The sequence below is a fragment of the Arthrobacter sp. THG-b23 genome (genome assembly GCF_059091265.1).
The window spans coordinates 30405-46271 of record NZ_JBNHGM010000006.1 but is presented as its reverse complement, the minus strand read 5'-3'; the positions used below and the strand labels follow the sequence as shown (position 1 = coordinate 46271).

15 protein-coding genes are annotated in these 15867 nt (G+C 67.8%); 2 read left to right on the top strand and 13 right to left on the bottom strand.

Translation table 11 applies throughout. The features are described from left to right. Positions 1 to 26 precede the first annotated feature (26 nt). Both AC5RVD_RS11915 and pgl read left to right on the top strand, forming a co-directional pair. Entirely contained in the window at positions 27 to 911 is an 885-nt protein-coding gene (locus AC5RVD_RS11915) for a glucose-6-phosphate dehydrogenase assembly protein OpcA (RefSeq protein ID WP_494112773.1), read from the top strand. Beyond that, positions 901 to 1692 carry a 6-phosphogluconolactonase gene (gene pgl, locus AC5RVD_RS11910; protein ID WP_494112746.1) on the top strand — a complete coding sequence of 264 codons (792 nt, stop codon included), beginning with the start codon at positions 901 to 903 and terminating at the stop codon, positions 1690 to 1692. The genes AC5RVD_RS11915 and pgl overlap by 11 nt, the downstream gene beginning before the upstream one ends. A gap of 45 nt (positions 1693 to 1737) precedes the next feature. On the opposite strand, the gene AC5RVD_RS11905 is transcribed toward pgl, so the two are convergent. From AC5RVD_RS11905 to uvrA, 13 genes are all read right to left on the bottom strand, one after another. After that, positions 1738 to 2124, bottom strand: coding sequence for an RNA polymerase-binding protein RbpA (locus AC5RVD_RS11905; RefSeq protein WP_494112747.1), 387 nt, complete (start codon positions 2122 to 2124; stop codon positions 1738 to 1740). Positions 2125 to 2276: 152 nt separating this feature from the next. Continuing rightward, positions 2277 to 2528: a preprotein translocase subunit SecG gene (gene secG, locus AC5RVD_RS11900; RefSeq protein WP_493938941.1), complete on the bottom strand. Its 252-nt coding sequence runs from the start codon at positions 2526 to 2528 to the stop codon at positions 2277 to 2279. Between the two features lie 46 nt (positions 2529 to 2574). Continuing rightward, positions 2575 to 3390, bottom strand: a complete 816-nt coding sequence (gene tpiA, locus AC5RVD_RS11895; RefSeq protein WP_494112748.1) for a triose-phosphate isomerase — start codon at positions 3388 to 3390, stop codon at positions 2575 to 2577. Positions 3391 to 3510: 120 nt separating this feature from the next. Further along, on the bottom strand, positions 3511 to 4749 hold the full coding sequence (locus tag AC5RVD_RS11890; protein WP_494127021.1) for a phosphoglycerate kinase: 1239 nt from the start codon (positions 4747 to 4749) through the stop codon (positions 3511 to 3513). Between the two features lie 35 nt (positions 4750 to 4784). Then, positions 4785 to 5795, bottom strand: coding sequence for a type I glyceraldehyde-3-phosphate dehydrogenase (gene gap / locus AC5RVD_RS11885; protein ID WP_494112750.1), 1011 nt, complete (start codon positions 5793 to 5795; stop codon positions 4785 to 4787). A gap of 90 nt (positions 5796 to 5885) precedes the next feature. Beyond that, positions 5886 to 6083, bottom strand: a complete 198-nt coding sequence (locus AC5RVD_RS11880) for a hypothetical protein (RefSeq protein WP_494127020.1) — start codon at positions 6081 to 6083, stop codon at positions 5886 to 5888. A gap of 134 nt (positions 6084 to 6217) precedes the next feature. Continuing rightward, positions 6218 to 7198, bottom strand: a complete 981-nt coding sequence (gene whiA, locus AC5RVD_RS11875; protein ID WP_493987300.1) for a DNA-binding protein WhiA — start codon at positions 7196 to 7198, stop codon at positions 6218 to 6220. A 15-nt stretch (positions 7199 to 7213) separates the two neighbouring features. After that, a complete protein-coding gene (locus tag AC5RVD_RS11870) occupies positions 7214 to 8254 on the bottom strand; it encodes a gluconeogenesis factor YvcK family protein (RefSeq protein WP_494127019.1) in 1041 nt (346 codons plus the stop codon). Next, a complete protein-coding gene (rapZ, locus tag AC5RVD_RS11865) occupies positions 8254 to 9168 on the bottom strand; it encodes an RNase adapter RapZ (protein WP_493978538.1) in 915 nt (304 codons plus the stop codon). The genes AC5RVD_RS11870 and rapZ overlap by 1 nt, the downstream gene beginning before the upstream one ends. A gap of 36 nt (positions 9169 to 9204) precedes the next feature. Continuing rightward, entirely contained in the window at positions 9205 to 11295 is a 2091-nt protein-coding gene (gene uvrC / locus AC5RVD_RS11860; protein ID WP_494127018.1) for an excinuclease ABC subunit UvrC, read from the bottom strand. A 47-nt stretch (positions 11296 to 11342) separates the two neighbouring features. Next, the gene (locus AC5RVD_RS11855; RefSeq protein ID WP_494120613.1) at positions 11343 to 12008 is read right to left on the bottom strand and encodes a lysophospholipid acyltransferase family protein; all 666 of its coding nucleotides are present in this window, start codon (positions 12006 to 12008) and stop codon (positions 11343 to 11345) included. Continuing rightward, positions 12005 to 12727, bottom strand: coding sequence for an HAD hydrolase-like protein (locus AC5RVD_RS11850; protein ID WP_494127017.1), 723 nt, complete (start codon positions 12725 to 12727; stop codon positions 12005 to 12007). The genes AC5RVD_RS11855 and AC5RVD_RS11850 overlap by 4 nt, the downstream gene beginning before the upstream one ends. Positions 12728 to 12804: 77 nt before the next feature. Continuing rightward, a complete protein-coding gene (gene uvrA / locus AC5RVD_RS11845; protein ID WP_494112774.1) occupies positions 12805 to 15651 on the bottom strand; it encodes an excinuclease ABC subunit UvrA in 2847 nt (948 codons plus the stop codon). Between the last annotated feature and the right edge of the window lie 216 nt (positions 15652 to 15867).

Sequence of the window (15867 nt, the reverse complement as noted above, 5' to 3'; positions counted from 1 at the left end):
CGAAGGTCTCGAAGGAAATCGTGGCCATGCGGGAGCAAGGCGGCGTGGTGGCCCTGGGGCGCGTGCTGACCCTGGTGGTCGTGACCTCGCTGGGCTACGAAGAAGAGGCAATCTACGCGGCCAACGCCGCCAGCCGGGAACATCCCTGCCGGATCATTGCCCTGGTCGATGCGGGGTCGGAGGCGAAGACCAAGCTGGATGCCCAAATTCGGGTCGGCGGCGATGCCGGAGCAGCCGAAGTGGTGGTGCTGTACGGCTACGGCCAGCTGGCAGCCGAAAGCGAGTCCCTCGTGGCTGCGCTGCTGCTGCCCGATGCCCCGATCGTTGCGTGGTGGCCGCACGGCATGCCGAAGGATGCTTCGCGCACGTCCATCGGCCGGATTGCGCACCGCCGCATCACCGATTCCGACAAGGAGCCCGACCCGCAGCAGGCACTGTTCAGCCTGCGCGAGACCCATACCGCCGGGGACACGGACCTGGCCTGGACGCGGTTGACCAGTTGGCGCGTCCAGCTGGCCGCCGTCTTTGACCAGCTGGAACCTGCCCCGGTCACCTCGGTTGACGTGGAGGGCGCCTCCGACTCCCCCAGCACCGTCCTCTTGGCGGCGTGGCTGACGCTGGCCCTGAACGCGCCGGTGACCATCGTGGAGGACACGGCGGGGACCGGCATCAGGGGCGTGCGCATCTCACGGACGACGGGCGACATCCGGATCCTGCGTCCCGGCCCGTCGGTGGCCGAGCTCATCATGCCCGGCCTGCCGGTGCAGCGTATTACGCTGCCGCGCCGTCCGCTGGAAGAATGCCTGGCCGAAGAACTCCGCCGGCTGGACCCGGACGAAGTGTTCGGCGAGGTGCTGATACATGGATTGCCCCGGACCAATTTGAGGAGCGTGCGCCGCAGTGACCGCTGACCCACACGTCGTAGTCCATTCCGACACCGCCGCCGTCGCCGGCTCGGCCGCCCGGAGGCTGGTGGAGCGCCTGGCTGCGGCCCAGGCCGAGCGCGGCGATGCCACCGTGGTGCTCACCGGCGGCAGCCTGGGCATCAACACGTTGAAGGCGGTCGCCGCCGTCGACGCCCCCGCCGGCTTCGATTGGTCCAGAGTCAACATCTGGTGGGGCGACGAGCGGTTCGTCGCCAAGGACAGCCAGGACCGCAACGAACGGCAGGCCCGCGAAGCGCTGCTGGACGCGCTCCCCCTGGACCCGGCCCGGGTGCACCCCTTCGGCGCGGCCGGCGAACACGCCGACCCGTTCGCTGCGGCCGCGGCCTATTCCGCCGCGCTGCGGCAGGCCGCGGCCGAAGAGGGCACGAGCGGCCCGGTGCCCAGATTCGACGTGCTGTTGCTGGGCGTCGGTCCTGATGCCCACATCGCATCGCTGTTTCCCGAGATGGGCGGCATCCGCGAGGAAGAGCGTTCGGTGGTCGGCGAGACCGATGCGCCGAAACCCCCGCCGGAGCGTGTGTCCCTGACGCTCCCGGCGATCAACTCTGCGGACGAGGTCTGGCTGGTGGTGGGCGGCCAGGACAAGGCCGGTGCCGTGGGACTGGCCCTGGCCGGCGCCAACCCGGTGCAGGTTCCCGCCGCCGGTGCGCGCGGTCGCAAACGCACCGTGTGGCTGCTGGACCAGGACGCCGCATCCAAGCTGCCGCACGCGCTGGTGTCCGCGGCCGAAAGAGGCGACGGCTAACAGCGTTGAACCGGGCGCCCGGCATGGCCGGTGGGTTCGGGCCCGCTAGCGCGCCTCTCGACGCCGTCGCCGCAACTTCTCGAGCGCCTGTTCCACCACGGCCTCCGCCTCGTCCGGGCTGCGCCGTTCCTTCGCGTACTCCAGGTGGCTCTTGTAGGGCTCGTCGCTGCTGCGGGCTTCGGTGGTGTACACGCCCGGTTCCCTGGCTGCTGTCTGGCCGCAGTGCGGGCAGTCCCACGACGGCGGGATGTCGGCTTCGCTGAGATTGGCGAAGACCGGTGTGGTCTGGTGTCCCTTCGGACACCAATACGTGACAGGAACCTTGGTCACCGGAACTACCGTCCGCCCGGTCACGGCCTGCCAGCCCGCAAGCCCGGCACCCGACTCGGACCCCACCCGTACCGCGCGGAAAGAATTCGACGGATCAACCATGTTTGCTCCCCCGCTGAGAAGAATCGATGCCCCCTGCATCGGGCACCAGTCTACGGGTCGAACAGCGATGGGTTAAGGGGTTGGCCGAAGTCTTCGGTCCGTCGGACCCAGACAGCGGAGCCCGGCGCGGAGCCGGGCGCCGGAAGCGTCGGTCAGGATTCCGCGCTGAAACGCATCATGAGGCCGAGAGCCACGATGACCGCGCCCCAGACAAGCCCCAGGACGACGGTGAACCGGTTGAGGTTGCGCTCCGCGACGCCGGACGATCCCAGGCTGGTGGTCATGCCGCCGCCGAACATGTCGGACATGCCGCCGCCGCGCCCCTTGTGGAGCAGGATGAGCAGGGTCAGCAGCAGGCTCGTGATGCCGAGCAGGATTTGCAGCGTGATCTTCAGAGCTTCCACAGTGGCCTTTCGTCAGCTGTCGGGATATCCCAGTGGCGGGCAGACATCACTTTGTCAGCAGGTGGTGTTCGAACCTGACAATATTAGCAAATTCGCCTGCATCCAGGCTGGCGCCGCCGACCAACACGCCGTCTACGTCGCGCTCGTTCAAAATCGCGGCCGCGTTCGCCGCCTTCACGGAGCCGCCGTAGAGCAAACGTGCCCCGGCTGCCACGCTGTCATCGAAGAGGACGGCCATCTCCGCGCGGATGGCGGCGCACATCTCCTGGGCATCCTCGGGGCCGGCCACCTCCCCGGTGCCGATGGCCCACACCGGTTCGTAGGCGATGACCAACCCGGCCGCCTGCCCGGCTTCCAGGCCCGCTACATCCGCGCGCAGCTGACCGAGCGTGTGCTCCACGTGGTTCCCGGCCTGGCGCACGGCGAGGCCTTCGCCCACGCACAGCACCGGGGTCAGCTTGTGCCGGTAGGCCGCCTTCAGCTTCGCGTTCAGCAACGCGTCGTCCTCGCCGTGGATCTCGCGCCGCTCGGAATGCCCGACCAGCACATACCGGCAGCCCAGCTTGGCCAGGAATTGTCCGGAGATGTCACCGGTGTAGGCGCCGGCATCGTGCGGCGAGAGGTCCTGGGCGCCGTAGACAAGCTTCAGGTCGTCGCCGTTGACCAGCGTCTGCACGCCGCGCAGGTCGGTGAACGGAGGGAAGACGGCGACCTCGACCCGGGCAAAGTCGTGCCGGGCATCGCTCAGCGTCCACGCCAGTTTCTGCAACAGGGTGATGCCCTGGACATGGTCCATGTTCATTTTCCAGTTGCCGGCGATCAGCGGGGTGCGGTCGAACTTACCGTTGGTCGAGGTGGTCACTGAGGTCTCCATCTGTTGTGGGCGTCGCGGTGGACGCCGTGCTGCGCTGAGGGGCGGCGCCGTCGGGCTTGGGCGGTACCGGCAACCCCTGCCGCCCGAGGCGGCAGGGGTTGCCTGCGATCAGTCCTCCAGCGCTGCCAGGCCGGGCAGTTCCTTGCCCTCGAGGTATTCGAGGCTGGCACCGCCGCCGGTGGAAATGTGTCCGAAGGCGCCGTCGTCAAAGCCGAGGGCACGCACGGCGGCGGCGGAATCGCCTCCGCCGACGACGGTGAAGCCGTCGCTCCCGGTGAGGGCCTTGGCTACCGTGCGGGTGCCGTTGGCGAACGCGGCGAACTCAAACACGCCCATCGGGCCGTTCCAGAAGACGGTGTTCGCCGAGTGGATCTGGTGGGCGAAGGCTTCGGCCGACTCCGGGCCGATGTCCAGGCCGATGCCGCTGGAGCCGAACGATGCCGACTCGATGCTGTCCGCCGGAACCACTTCCCAGGCCGCATCGGCGGCGAACTTCTCGGCGACCACGATGTCGGTCGGCAGGATGAACGTGCAGCCCAGTTCCTTGGCGCGTGCGAGGTAGCCGCGGACGGTGTCCAGCTGGTCCTGTTCCAGCAGGCTGGAGCCGACCTTGTAGCCCTGGGCCGCCAGGAAGGTGAAAACCATGCCGCCGCCGACCAGCAGGTAGTCGGCCTTGCCCAGCAGGTTCTCGATCACGGCCAGCTTGTCCGAGACCTTGGAACCGCCCAGGACCACCACATAGGGCCGCTGCGGGGCCTCGGTGAGCCTGTTCAGGACCTGCAGCTCCGTGCGGACCAGGTCGCCCTGGTAGGCCGGAAGCCGGCGGGCGATGTCGAAGACCGAAGCATGCTTGCGGTGGACGGCGCCGAAGGCGTCGTCCACGTAGGCTCCGTCGTCACCGGTCAGGGCGGCGAGTTCGGCAGCAAAGGCCTCCCGGTCGGCGTCGTCCTTGCTGGTTTCCCTGGGATCGAACCGCACGTTCTCCACCACCAGCACTTCCCCGTCCTGCAGGCCGGCGGCCGCCTCCCGGGCGGCCGGACCCACCGTGTCCGCGGCGAACTTGACCGTGACCGGTGCCAGTTCTTTCAGCCGGGCGACCGCGGGGCGCAGCGAGAACTTCTCCTCGGGTGCGCCCTTGGGGCGGCCCAGGTGGGCCGTCACGATGACCCGCGCTCCGGCTTCCGCGAGCTTCGTAATGACCGGCAGGGACGCCCGGATACGCCCGTCGTCGGACACCTTCAGCTCCGGAACTTCACCCTCCAGGGGGACGTTCAGGTCCGAGCGGACCAACACGCGGCGTCCACGGACCCCGGCGGCCAGCAGGGCATCAAGAGAATGTGCAGTCATTTCTTCCTTCGTGCGGAGGACGGGACAGGCGGGACCTAGGACAGCTTTGAGGCAATCAGAGTCGTCAGGTCCACCAGGCGGTTGGAGTAGCCCCACTCGTTGTCGTACCAGCCAACAACTTTCACCTGATTACCCATAACCTTAGTCAGTCCCGAGTCGAAGATCGAAGAGGCCGGGTCTGTGACGATATCGGAGGACACGATGGGGTCCTCGGTATACGCGATGATCCCGGCCCAGTGCGGGTCGCCGGCGGCCGCCTTGAACGCCGCGTTGACCTCGTCCACATCGGTTTCGCGGGACACGGTAACGGTCAGGTCGGTCATTGAGCCGGTCGGCACCGGCACACGGACCGCGAAGCCGTCCAACTTGCCCTGCAGTTCCGGGAGGACCTGCCCGATGGCCTTCGCTGCGCCGGTTGATGTCGGCACCAGGTTGATGGCCGCCGCCCGGGCGCGCCGCAAGTCCCGGTGCGGCCCGTCCTGCAGGTTCTGGTCGGCGGTATAGGCGTGGATGGTGGTCATGAGTCCGTGCTCGATGCCGAACGTCTCGTGCAGCACCTTCGCCATCGGCGCCAGGCAGTTCGTGGTGCAGGAGGCGTTCGAAATCAGGTGGTGGGAACCGGCGTCGTACTCACTGTCATTGACGCCCATCACAATGGTGATGTCCTCGTCCTTGGCCGGGGCCGAGATCAGGACTTTCTTCGCACCGGCGTCGATGTGCTTGCGGGCGCCGCCGCCTTTGTTGAACCTGCCGGTGGATTCGATCACGATGTCGACGCCGAGGTCGCTCCACGGCAGGTCGGCCGGTTCCTTTTCGGAGAGGACGCTGACCTTGCGGCCGCCGACGATCAGGTTGCCGGCATCCACCTCAACCGTTTCCTTCAGCACGCCCAGGACGCTGTCGTATTTGAGCAGGTGGGCCAGGGTGTGGGCATCGGTCAGGTCGTTGACCGCCACGATTTCCAGGTCCGTGTTTTGCGCCAGGGCGGCGCGGAAGTAGCTGCGGCCGATCCGGCCGAATCCATTAATTCCAACTCGAGTAGTCATGAGCCTCTACCTCGTGGATGGGGCCGTGGCCGGCGGGGCTCTCCCCCGCCGGTCCGTGCCATGTTGTTTGGCCTGCGTGGCCGGGGGTGGTCAGCGCGGAAGCGCCGGTGCGGGCGGCGGCGAAGCGGGCGGCGACGTCGGCCCCGTTGACGGTACCGGCGCGGTGTCCGCGTCGGTCCCGTAGGCGGCGTGGTGCTTGGAGCGGTGCGGCTCCGTGATCCCCGCCGGGAGGTGCGGCCCCGGGGCCGCATATGCGAAGTTGAGCCCGGGCAGTTCGTGCTTGCTCATGGTTCCCTCCGTCTTCTCCCGACCGCTGTTTGCGGCCGGGTCGGATGATCCAACCGGACGGGCTTGTCCGTCCGGCAGCTCCCGGGCCGGTCTTCGTTGACCGGTACCGGGCAATGCCCGGCATACCGCCGTGCCTAGTCGTCCAGCATCTCCGGCGTCACGTTCGCTTCGGTGCCCGGGATGCGCAGCTCCAGCGCCCGCTTGTCGGCCATGGCCAGCAGGCGGCGGATCCGGCCGGCGATGGCGTCCTTGGTCATCGGCGGGTCCGCCAAACGTCCGAGCTCGTCCAGGGAGGCCTGCTTGTGTGCCACCCGGAGCTCACCGGCATACCGCAGGTGCTCGGGCACTTCGTCGTCGAGGATCTCGAGGGCACGCTCCACGCGGGCACCCGCTGCAACGGCGGCCTGGGCCGAGCGCCGCAGGTTGGCGTCGTCGAAGTTGGCCAGCCGGTTTGCGGTGGCCCGCACTTCCTTGCGCATCCGGCGTTCTTCCCACACCATCAGGGCATCATGGGCGCCCATCCGGGTCAAGAGCGCCGCGATGCTGTCGCCGTCGCGGATGACGACCCGGTCCACGCCGCGGACTTCCCGGGCCTTGGCCGCGATGCCCAGCCGGCGCGCCGCGCCCACCAGCGCCAGCGCGGCTTCCGGGCCGGGGCAGGTGACTTCCAGGGCCGAAGAGCGGCCGGGTTCGGTCAGCGAACCGTGCGCCAGGAAGGCGCCGCGCCAGACGGCCTCGGCGTCGGCGGCCGAACCGTTCACGACCACGGACGGCAGGCCGCGAACCGGCCGGCCGCGGCCGTCCAGCAGGCCGGTCTGCCTAGCGAGGGACTCCCCGTCCTTGACCACGCGCACGACGTAGCGGTTCCCGCGGCGCAGGGCACCGCCGGAGACCACGATGATGTCGCCGCTGTGGCCGTACACTTCCGAGATGGCGGTGCGCAGCCGCCGGGCGGTCGCAGCCAGATCAACTTCGGCCTCGATGACTATGCGGCCGGAAATGATGTGAAGCCCGCCGGCGAAACGGAGCGTCGACGAGACCTCCGCCTTCCGGACCTGGGACTTCTTGATGTCAAGGCGAGCGAGCTCATCCTTGACTGCTGCGGTCAGCGCCATGCACCTTTTCCTTACCTAATCCTTGTGGCCTTCGAAAATGTCGTGGTAGGCACTCGCCAGTCTCAACGGATCGTGTACGGGGCGTCCGCCTGAACTCCCTACTCTACCGAAGACAACGCGTGCACCGAGCGCTGCCGCGGCATCCTCGAAACGCCCCTTGTCGTCAATCACGGTCGGATCGGCCAACACCACGTCGAAACGCATCCCGGGCGCACAGCGCCTCACGGCAGCCAGATGGTCCGAGGCCGTCATCCCGGACGTTTCCTTGGTGTCCACCGACAGGTTCATGGTCAGGCAGCGGCGCGCCGGGGTGTCGCAGAGCGCTTCGCGCATCTCCTTCAGCATCAGGTGCGGCAGCACCGAGGTATACCAGGAACCGGGCCCAAGGACCACCCAGTCGGCATACTCGACGGCGTTCAGCGCCTCGACGCAGGCCGGGGCGTCGTCCGGCAGCAGGCGCACGTCGTGGACGTGGCTGTTCCGGCCGGCCGCTGCCAGCCGGGACTGGCCGGAGATCAGCGCCGTCCGCAGCCGGCCGTCGTCGCCCTCCACCAGCACGTCGCCCTCGATGGTCAGCGGCACGGTGGCCATCGGCAGCACCTCCCCGCGGGCCCCCAGCAGCGCGCCGGCCCACTTCAGGCCGGCAACGGGGTCGCCGAGCAGCTCCCACAGGGTGACGATCAGCAGGTTTCCGAGCGCGTGGTTGTCCAGCGACGGCTCGGCGCCCGGGGATGACTTGAAGCGATGCTGCATCACATCGCGCCAGGTCCGGCCCCAGTCGGTGTCATCGCACAGCGCCGCGAGGGCCATCCGCAGGTCTCCCGGCGGGAGCACGCCGAATTCCTCGCGCAGGCGGCCGGAGGATCCGCCGTCGTCGGCCACCGTGACGATGGCGGTCAGTTCCGTGGTGAGCAGCCGCAGCGCGCCCAGCGAGGCGGAGAGCCCGTGCCCGCCGCCCAAAGCCACCACGGAGGGAGGCGTGCCGTTCTTCCCGGTCCGGCTGCGGGAGGCACCCGGGGCGGGAACCAGCGGCATCGGTCCGGTCAGGATCGCCACTATTCGCGCCCCAGGTCCCGGTGCTGGACGGTGACCTTGACGCTCGGCAACTGGGCCAGCCGCTTCCCGATTTCCTCGGCGACCGCAACGGACCGGTGCTTGCCCCCGGTGCACCCGATGGCGATGGTGCCGTAGTGCTTGTTCTCGCGGCGGTAGCCCTCCAGCACGGGCTCCAGAGCGTCCACGTAGCGGTTGACGAATTCATCGGCTCCGGAGTCCACCAGCACGTAGTCGCGGACCTTCTCGTCCAGCCCGGTATGGGGGCGCAGCGCGGGGACCCAGTGCGGGTTGGGAATGAAGCGGGCGTCGGCGACGAAGTTGGCGTCCACCGGCAGCCCGTACTTGAAGCCGAAGCTGACGACGTTGATGCGCAGGACGATCGGGCCGGATTCGGTGAAGAGTTCCGTGATCGCGGTGGCCAGGGCGTGGACATTCATCTCGGTGGTATCCACCACCAGGTCGGCGGAGTCCTTGAGGCTGCTCAGCAGTTCCCGTTCCGCGGTGATGCCGTCGGAAATGCGGCCATCGCCCTGCAGCGGGTGCGGCCGCCGGCCCTGTTCAAAGCGGCGGACCAGGACGTCTCCGGAGGCGTCCAGGAAGAGCACCCGGTAGTGGATGCCGCTCGCCGCCAGGGCATGCAGCGCCTCGCGGATGTCGCGGAACAGGCTCTGGCTGCGAACGTCCACCACCACGGCAAGCTTGGGCAGCGACTGCGGCATCCGCGACACCAGTTCGGCCAGCGTGCCCAGCATCTGCGGCGGCAGGTTGTCCACCACGTACCAGCCGTGGTCTTCGAGGGCGTGCGCTGCCGTGGTCCGGCCGGCGCCGGACATGCCGGTGACCACCAGGAGTTCGGATTCCACCGGCTTTTCCGGCGTCAAGTCCTCGTCCACCGTCATCGTCATTCCATCCATCCCGACCCCCACTCCTCGATTCCAGCTCTAGCCTAACTAAGATTCGATGATTTCGCCGGTCGCCATGTTCACCGCCGGTGCGGGCTCCTCCCCGGCACCGGCAGCCAACTGGCGCTTTAACGAAGCCGCCAGCGCGGGGCCGATGCCCGGCACCTGCTGCAGCTCCTCGACGCTGGCCGCCTTGAGTTTCTTCGCCGAGCCGAAATGTTTCAGCAGCGCCTTGCGCTTGGCCGGCCCCAGGCCCTGGATGCCGTCCAGCACCGAAACCGTCATGGCCTTGCCGCGCTTCTGCCGGTGGTAGGCAATCGCAAACCGGTGGGCCTCGTCGCGGATGCGTTGCAGCAGGAACAGCCCCTCGGACGAGCGCGGCAGGATCACGGGGAAATCGTCGTCGGGCAGCCACACTTCTTCCAGCCGCTTGGCCAGGCCCACCACGAACACGTCGGTAATGCCCAGGTCGGCCAGCGCCCGGGAGGCGGCGGCCACCTGGGGCGGCCCGCCGTCCACCACCACCAGGTTGGGCGGATAGGCGAACTTGGTCTTGGGCGCGGGAGTCAGCGTCGCCTCAAGCACGACGGCGGTGTCCCCGCCGGCGGCGGCAGCTTGCGGCTGCGCGGGGTGCCCGGCTCCGGACGCTCCCGCGGCGGCTCCTCCTGCCGGGCCGATGCCCGCGTCACGGGCGAGGGCATCGCCTGCACCGGTTGCCGCCGGAACGGTCCGATGACCTTGTTCCGCCAGGTAGTTTCGGAACCGCCGGCTGATCACGTCGTACATCGCCGAGGTATCGTCGCGCGCGGCCTCGCCGGTGATCGCGAAGCGGCGGTAGTCGGACTTCTTCGGCAGCCCGTCTTCCACCACCACCATGGAGGCCACCACGTTGGTGCCCTGCACGTGGGAGATGTCGTAGCACTCGATCCGCAGCAGCGCTACGGGCAAGTCCAGGGCTTCCTGCAGCTGCTGGAGGCCGGCCGAGCGCGTGGTGATGTCGCCGGCCCGCCGGCTCTTGTGCAGGGCCAGGGCCTGCTCGGCGTTCTCCCTCACGGTGGACACCAGGGCGGCCTTGTCCCCGCGTTTCGGCACGTGGATCTGGACCTTGCTGCCGCGGAGTCCGCTGAGCCAGGCCTGCAGTTCGGCGGCGTTCTCCGGTTCCTGCGGCAGCATGACCTGGCGAGGGATCCGGTCCGGCCCGTCGGCGTCCCCGTAGACCTGTTGCAACAGGTGTTCGGCCAGGTCGGCGGTGCTTTGGTCCTCGACCTTTTCCACCACCCAGCCGCGCTGGCCGCGGATCCTGCCGCCGCGGACATGGAAGACCTGGACGGCCGCCTCCAGTTCGTCCTGGGCGAGGGCGAACACGTCGGCGTCCGTGTCTTCGCTGAGCACCACGGCATTGCGTTCGAAGACCCGGCGCAGCGCGGCGATATCGTCCCGGTGCCGCGCCGCCGTTTCGTAGTCGAGTTCCGCCACCGCCGCGGCCATCTTCTTTTCCAGGGCCCGGATGAACCGGTCGGCTTCGCCGCCCATGAACGCGCAAAACTCGGCGGCCAGGGCCTTGTGGTCCTCCGGAGAGATCCGCCCCACGCACGGCGCCGAGCACTTGTCGATGTAACCGAGCAGGCACGGCCGGCCGGTGCGCTGGGCGCGGTTGAAGACGCCGGTGCTGCAGGTACGGACCGGGAAAACCCGCAGCAGGGTGTCCACGGTCTCGCGGATCGCCTTTGCCGGGTAGTACGGGCCGAAGTACTTGACGCCCTTGCGCCGCTCGCCGCGCATCACCTGCACGCGCGGGAACTTCTCCCCCAAGGTCACGGCGAGGTAGGGGTAGGACTTGTCGTCCCGGAACATGATGTTGAAGCGCGGCGTGAACTCTTTGATCCAGGTGTACTCGAGCTGGATGGCCTCCAGTTCGCTGCCCACGATCGTCCACTCCACCGAAGCCGCGGTGTGCACCATCGCATGGGTCTTGGGCGGCAGGTTCTTGGGGCTGGCGAAGTAGCTGTTGAGCCGTGACCGCAGGTTTTTCGCCTTGCCGACATAGATGACGCGGCGGTGTTCGTCCCGGAAGCGGTAGACGCCCGGATTGGTCGGGATCTCCCCCGTCCGCGGACGGTAGGAAGCTGGATTAGCCATGGCCGGTCACTCCCTTCCTCGCCTGGGTCCTGGTGCCGTCCGGCCGGTCAGGCCGACGGTGTCTTGTTGTAGCTGTTCGAGCGTTCCTGGCCGGTCAGGTCGGCTATCGCGTCCATGATCTGGTCGGTGGCCGACCGGCGCGCCGGCAGCGAGTGCTCCGGCCCGGTCCGCTTGAAGTACAACGGCTTGCCGATTCGCACCGTGAAGTGGTTCGGCCGGATCATCATCCTCCCGGCGGGCTGAAGCTGTTCGGTGCCGATCAGCCCTACCGGCAGCACCGGCGCACCGGTGGTGAGGGCCAGCCACCCCACGCCTGTGCGGCCCCGGTACAGCTTGCCGTCACGGGACCGTGTTCCTTCAGGATAGATCCCGAAGGCCTGGTTGCGTTCCAGTACGTCCAAGGCGCTCTGCAGAGCAGCCACGCTGGCCGCCTGTTCGCCCCGCTCCACCGGTATCGAGCCGACGCTGTGGAAGAACCACCGCATCGCGGCGCCCTTGGGACCCCGGGTGGTGAAGTATTCGGCTTTGGCGAAGAAGGCCACTTTGCGCGGCATCATCGCCTGGATGATGACGCTGTCGAAGAAGGACAGATGGTTCGGCGCCACAATCACGGGCCCGGTCGCGGGAAAGTTCCCGATGCCTTCGATCGTCGGCCGGCAGCTGAGCCGCAACCCGGCGCGGAACGAGGCGCGTGTCGCTTCGAACGTCCTCATGCGGCCGGTCCCCGGGGTCCGGACAGGACACCGTCCTCCTGCTCGGCGGTCAGCCGCCCGATGGCGGCCTCAAGTTCGTCGGCGGAATGCACGACGACGGCAGCGCCCGCGGCTTCCAGTTCCCCGGGGGCGGCGAATCCCCAGCCGACCCCAATGGCGGGGATGCCGAGCTGGAGCGCCGCGGCAGCGTCGTAGAGACGGTCGCCCACCATCAGCACCGGGCCGAACGCGTCGGTGACGCCGTCCAGCGCAGCCTGCAGGATCGGCACCTTGCCCAGTCCTGGTCCCGCCGCCGGGGCGGGATCGTCGCCCTCGGCTCCGTAAATCCCCGCAAAGTACTGTTCCAGGCCCTTCAACCGCAGCAGGTCCCGGGCCAGTCCGGTCGGCTTTTGCGTGGCGACAGCGAGGATCGCGCCAGTGGAGAGGAGCCGCTCCAGCAGGCCGGTGATGCCCGGGTACACGCGGCTTGCCGCCATGCCGGACCGGCGGTAACCGGCCCTGTACAACGCGATGACCTCGCCTAGCCGGTGCTCCGGCACGCCGGCGCGGCGCAGGGACTCACCCAGCGGCGGCCCCACCAGCGACTCGAGTCCTTCCTGCGGCGGGACCGGCAGTCCGGCCGCCGCGAGGGCGCCGGCTATTCCGGTGGTGATAGCGCCTGCGGGGTCAACCAGGGTTCCGTCGAGGTCGAAAAGTACCAGCGCAGGCAATTGAGTCACTCGGGCATTTTCCCACAGATCCGCGGATCCGCCGGAATCCATTCCTGCTGGGGAATATGTTATTCCGTCCGGCAGGCTCACTTGTGGCCGAGCGCCTCCGCCAGGAAACGGCCGGTGTGGCTTCCCTCGACCGCCGCTACCTGCTCCGGCGTGCCGCTGGCGATGATCTGGCCGCCGCCGGAACCGCCCTCGGGCCCCAGGTCCAAAACCCAGTCGGCACTCTTGATCACGTCAAGGTTGTGCTCGATGGTGATCACCGTGTTGCCCTTGTCCACCAGCCCCTGCAACACCTGCAGCAGCTTGCGGATGTCCTCAAAATGCAGGCCGGTGGTCGGCTCGTCCAGCACGTAGATGCTCCGCCCGTTCGAACGGCGCTGCAGTTCGCTGGCGAGCTTGACGCGCTGGGCTTCCCCGCCGGACAACGTGGTGGCGGGCTGCCCGAGCCGGACGTAGCCGAGCCCGACGTCCACCAAGGTCCGCAAGTGGCGCGCGATCGGGGTGAACGCGGCGAAGAATTCCGCGGCTTCCTCGATCGGCATGTCCAGGACTTCGGCGATCGTCTTGCCCTTGTAATGGACTTCGAGGGTCTCGCGGTTGTACCGCGCACCGTGGCAGACCTCGCAGGGTACGTAGACGTCCGGCAGGAAGTTCATCTCGATCTTCAGCGTGCCGTCGCCGGAGCACGCCTCGCACCGCCCGCCCTTGACGTTGAACGAGAACCTGCCGGGCAGGTAGCCGCGGAGCTTCGCCTCGTTGGTCTCGGCGAACAGCTTGCGGATGTTGTCGAAGACGCCGGTGTACGTGGCCGGATTGGACCGGGGCGTGCGGCCAATCGGGCTCTGGTCGACGTGGATGACCTTGTCCAGCTGGTCCACGCCTTCCACCCTGGTGTGCCGGCCGGCAACATGCTTGGCTCCGTTGAGCTTGTTGGCCAGCACCTTGTAGAGAATGTCGTTGACCAGGGTCGACTTCCCGGAGCCGCTGACGCCGGTGACGGCGGTGAAGATGCCCAGCGGGAACGACGCGTCGATGCCCCGGAGATTGTTTTCGCGGGCGCCGACCACTTTCACTTGGCGCTTCTTGTCCATCTTCCGGCGCTTGGCCGGCAGTTCGATCCGGCGCCGGCCCGACAGGTAGTCACCGGTGATGGATCGCGTGTTGTCCAGCAGTTCCTGCAGCGAGCCGGAGTGGACCACTTCGCCGCCGTGCTCTCCGGCGCCCGGTCCGATGTCCACTATCCAGTCGGCCTCGGCGATGGTGTCCTCGTCGTGCTCCACCACAATCAGGGTGTTGCCGAGGTCGCGCAGCCGCGTGAGGGTCTCGATCAACCGCCGGTTATCCCGCTGGTGCAGGCCGATCGAGGGCTCGTCCAACACGTAGAGCACGCCGACCAGACCGGAACCGATCTGCGTTGCCAGCCGGATGCGCTGGGCTTCCCCGCCGGACAACGTGCCGGCGGCGCGCTCCAGGTTCAGGTACTCCAGGCCGACGTCCAGGAGGAAACGCAGGCGCGCCTGGATCTCGATGAGTACCTGGTGGGCGATCTGGGTTTCGCGGGCGGAGAGCTCCAAACCGGCCAGGAACGAACTTGCCTCCCGCAGCGGCAGGGCAGACACTTCCGCGATGGACTTGCCGTTAATCAGCACGGACAGCGACGCGGGGTTCAGCCGCGCTCCGTTGCACTCCGGGCACGGCACCTCGCGCATGTACTCCTTGTAACGGTCCCTCGCCCACTCGGACTCGGTTTCCTCATGCTTTCGGTGGATGTACTGGAACGCGCCTTCGAAACCGGTGCTGTATTTGCGCTCCCGGCCGAAGCGGTTGCGGTACTGCACCACGACCTTGAAGTCCTTGCCGTGCAGTACGGCTTCCCGGACCTTTTTCGGCAGGTTCTTCCACGGCTCGTCCATGGAGAACCCCAGTTCGTGGGAGAGCCCCTCGAGCAGCCGGGTCCAGTACTCCTGGGTGGCTTTGCCCAGCGACCAAGGGGCGATGGCGCCTTCGGACAGGCTCCGGTCCGGATCCGGGACCACCAGGTCCACATCGACCTCGAGCTTGCTGCCGATACCGGTGCAGGCCGGACAGGCGCCGAACGGATTGTTGAACGAGAACGAGCGCGGTTCGATCTCGTCGATGGCGAGCGGGTGTTCGTTCGGGCAGGCCAGGTGTTCCGAGAAGGCCCGCGTACGGCCCGGCTCGTCCTCGGCAACATCCACGAAATCAGCCAGGACGCGTCCCTCAGCCAGCGCCAGGGCGGTCTCCACCGAATCGGTCAGACGCTGATGGATGCCTTCTTTGGCGACCAGCCGGTCCACCACCACCTCGATGGTGTGCTTGTACTGCTTCCCCAGCTTCGGCGGTTCGCTCAGCTGCACCAGCTTGCCGTCCACCTTGGCGCGGGAAAAGCCCTTGGTGCTCAGTTCCTTGAACAGGTCGACGAACTCGCCCTTGCGCCCGCGCACCACCGGAGCCAGGATCTGGAAGCGCGTCCCATCGGGAAGCTCCTGCAACTGGTCCACGATTTGCTGCGGGGTCTGCTTCTCCACGGGCTCACCGCACTGGGGGCAGAAGGGGCGGCCGACGCGGGCCCACAGCAGGCGCAAGTAGTCATAGATCTCGGTGATTGTTCCCACGGTAGAGCGCGGGTTGCGACTGGTGGATTTCTGGTCGATCGACACCGCCGGCGACAAGCCTTCGATGAAGTCCACATCGGGCTTGTCCACCTGCCCCAGGAACATCCGCGCGTAGGAGGAAAGCGATTCCACGTACCGGCGCTGGCCCTCGGCGAAGATCGTATCGAAAGCCAAAGACGACTTGCCGGAGCCGGACAGTCCCGTGAAGACGATCATGGCATCGCGGGGCAGGTCCACGCTGACGTTCTGCAGATTATGCTCGCGGGCGCCCTTGACTACCAGGCGGGACATGTCCGCGGAGCGGGAAACGGGGGTGGCGGACTCGGAATCGGTCGCCGGGACGGACGTTTCGCTTGCTTTTAGCACGGTATCTACTCTAATCGAAAATTCGTTCGAACTTGTATTACATCGGTCACGGCCGGGGGCCGCTGCGGACAGCGACTGTCCGCAATCACACGCCCTGCCTTGGCTGCCGCCGGCACGATCGCGGTGCGGTCGGGGCCGCGG

Excerpts from the sequence above, each read along its gene's own strand:
- AC5RVD_RS11880 (WP_494127020.1), bottom strand. The coding sequence starts at position 6,083 with ATGAGCAAGCACGAACTGCCCGGGCTCAACTTCGCATATGCGGCCCCG.
- gap (WP_494112750.1), bottom strand. The coding sequence starts at position 5,795 with ATGACTACTCGAGTTGGAATTAATGGATTCGGCCGGATCGGCCGCAGC.
- AC5RVD_RS11855 (WP_494120613.1), bottom strand. The coding sequence starts at position 12,008 with ATGAGGACGTTCGAAGCGACACGCGCCTCGTTCCGCGCCGGGTTGCGG.
- AC5RVD_RS11890 (WP_494127021.1), bottom strand. The coding sequence starts at position 4,749 with ATGACTGCACATTCTCTTGATGCCCTGCTGGCCGCCGGGGTCCGTGGA.
- whiA (WP_493987300.1), bottom strand. The coding sequence starts at position 7,198 with ATGGCGCTGACCGCAGCAGTCAAGGATGAGCTCGCTCGCCTTGACATC.
- uvrA (WP_494112774.1), bottom strand. The coding sequence starts at position 15,651 with ATGTCCCGCCTGGTAGTCAAGGGCGCCCGCGAGCATAATCTGCAGAAC.
- AC5RVD_RS11905 (WP_494112747.1), bottom strand. The coding sequence starts at position 2,124 with ATGGTTGATCCGTCGAATTCTTTCCGCGCGGTACGGGTGGGGTCCGAG.
- uvrC (WP_494127018.1), bottom strand. The coding sequence starts at position 11,295 with ATGGCTAATCCAGCTTCCTACCGTCCGCGGACGGGGGAGATCCCGACC.
- rapZ (WP_493978538.1), bottom strand. The coding sequence starts at position 9,168 with ATGGATGGAATGACGATGACGGTGGACGAGGACTTGACGCCGGAAAAG.
- AC5RVD_RS11915 (WP_494112773.1), top strand. The coding sequence starts at position 27 with ATGCGGGAGCAAGGCGGCGTGGTGGCCCTGGGGCGCGTGCTGACCCTG.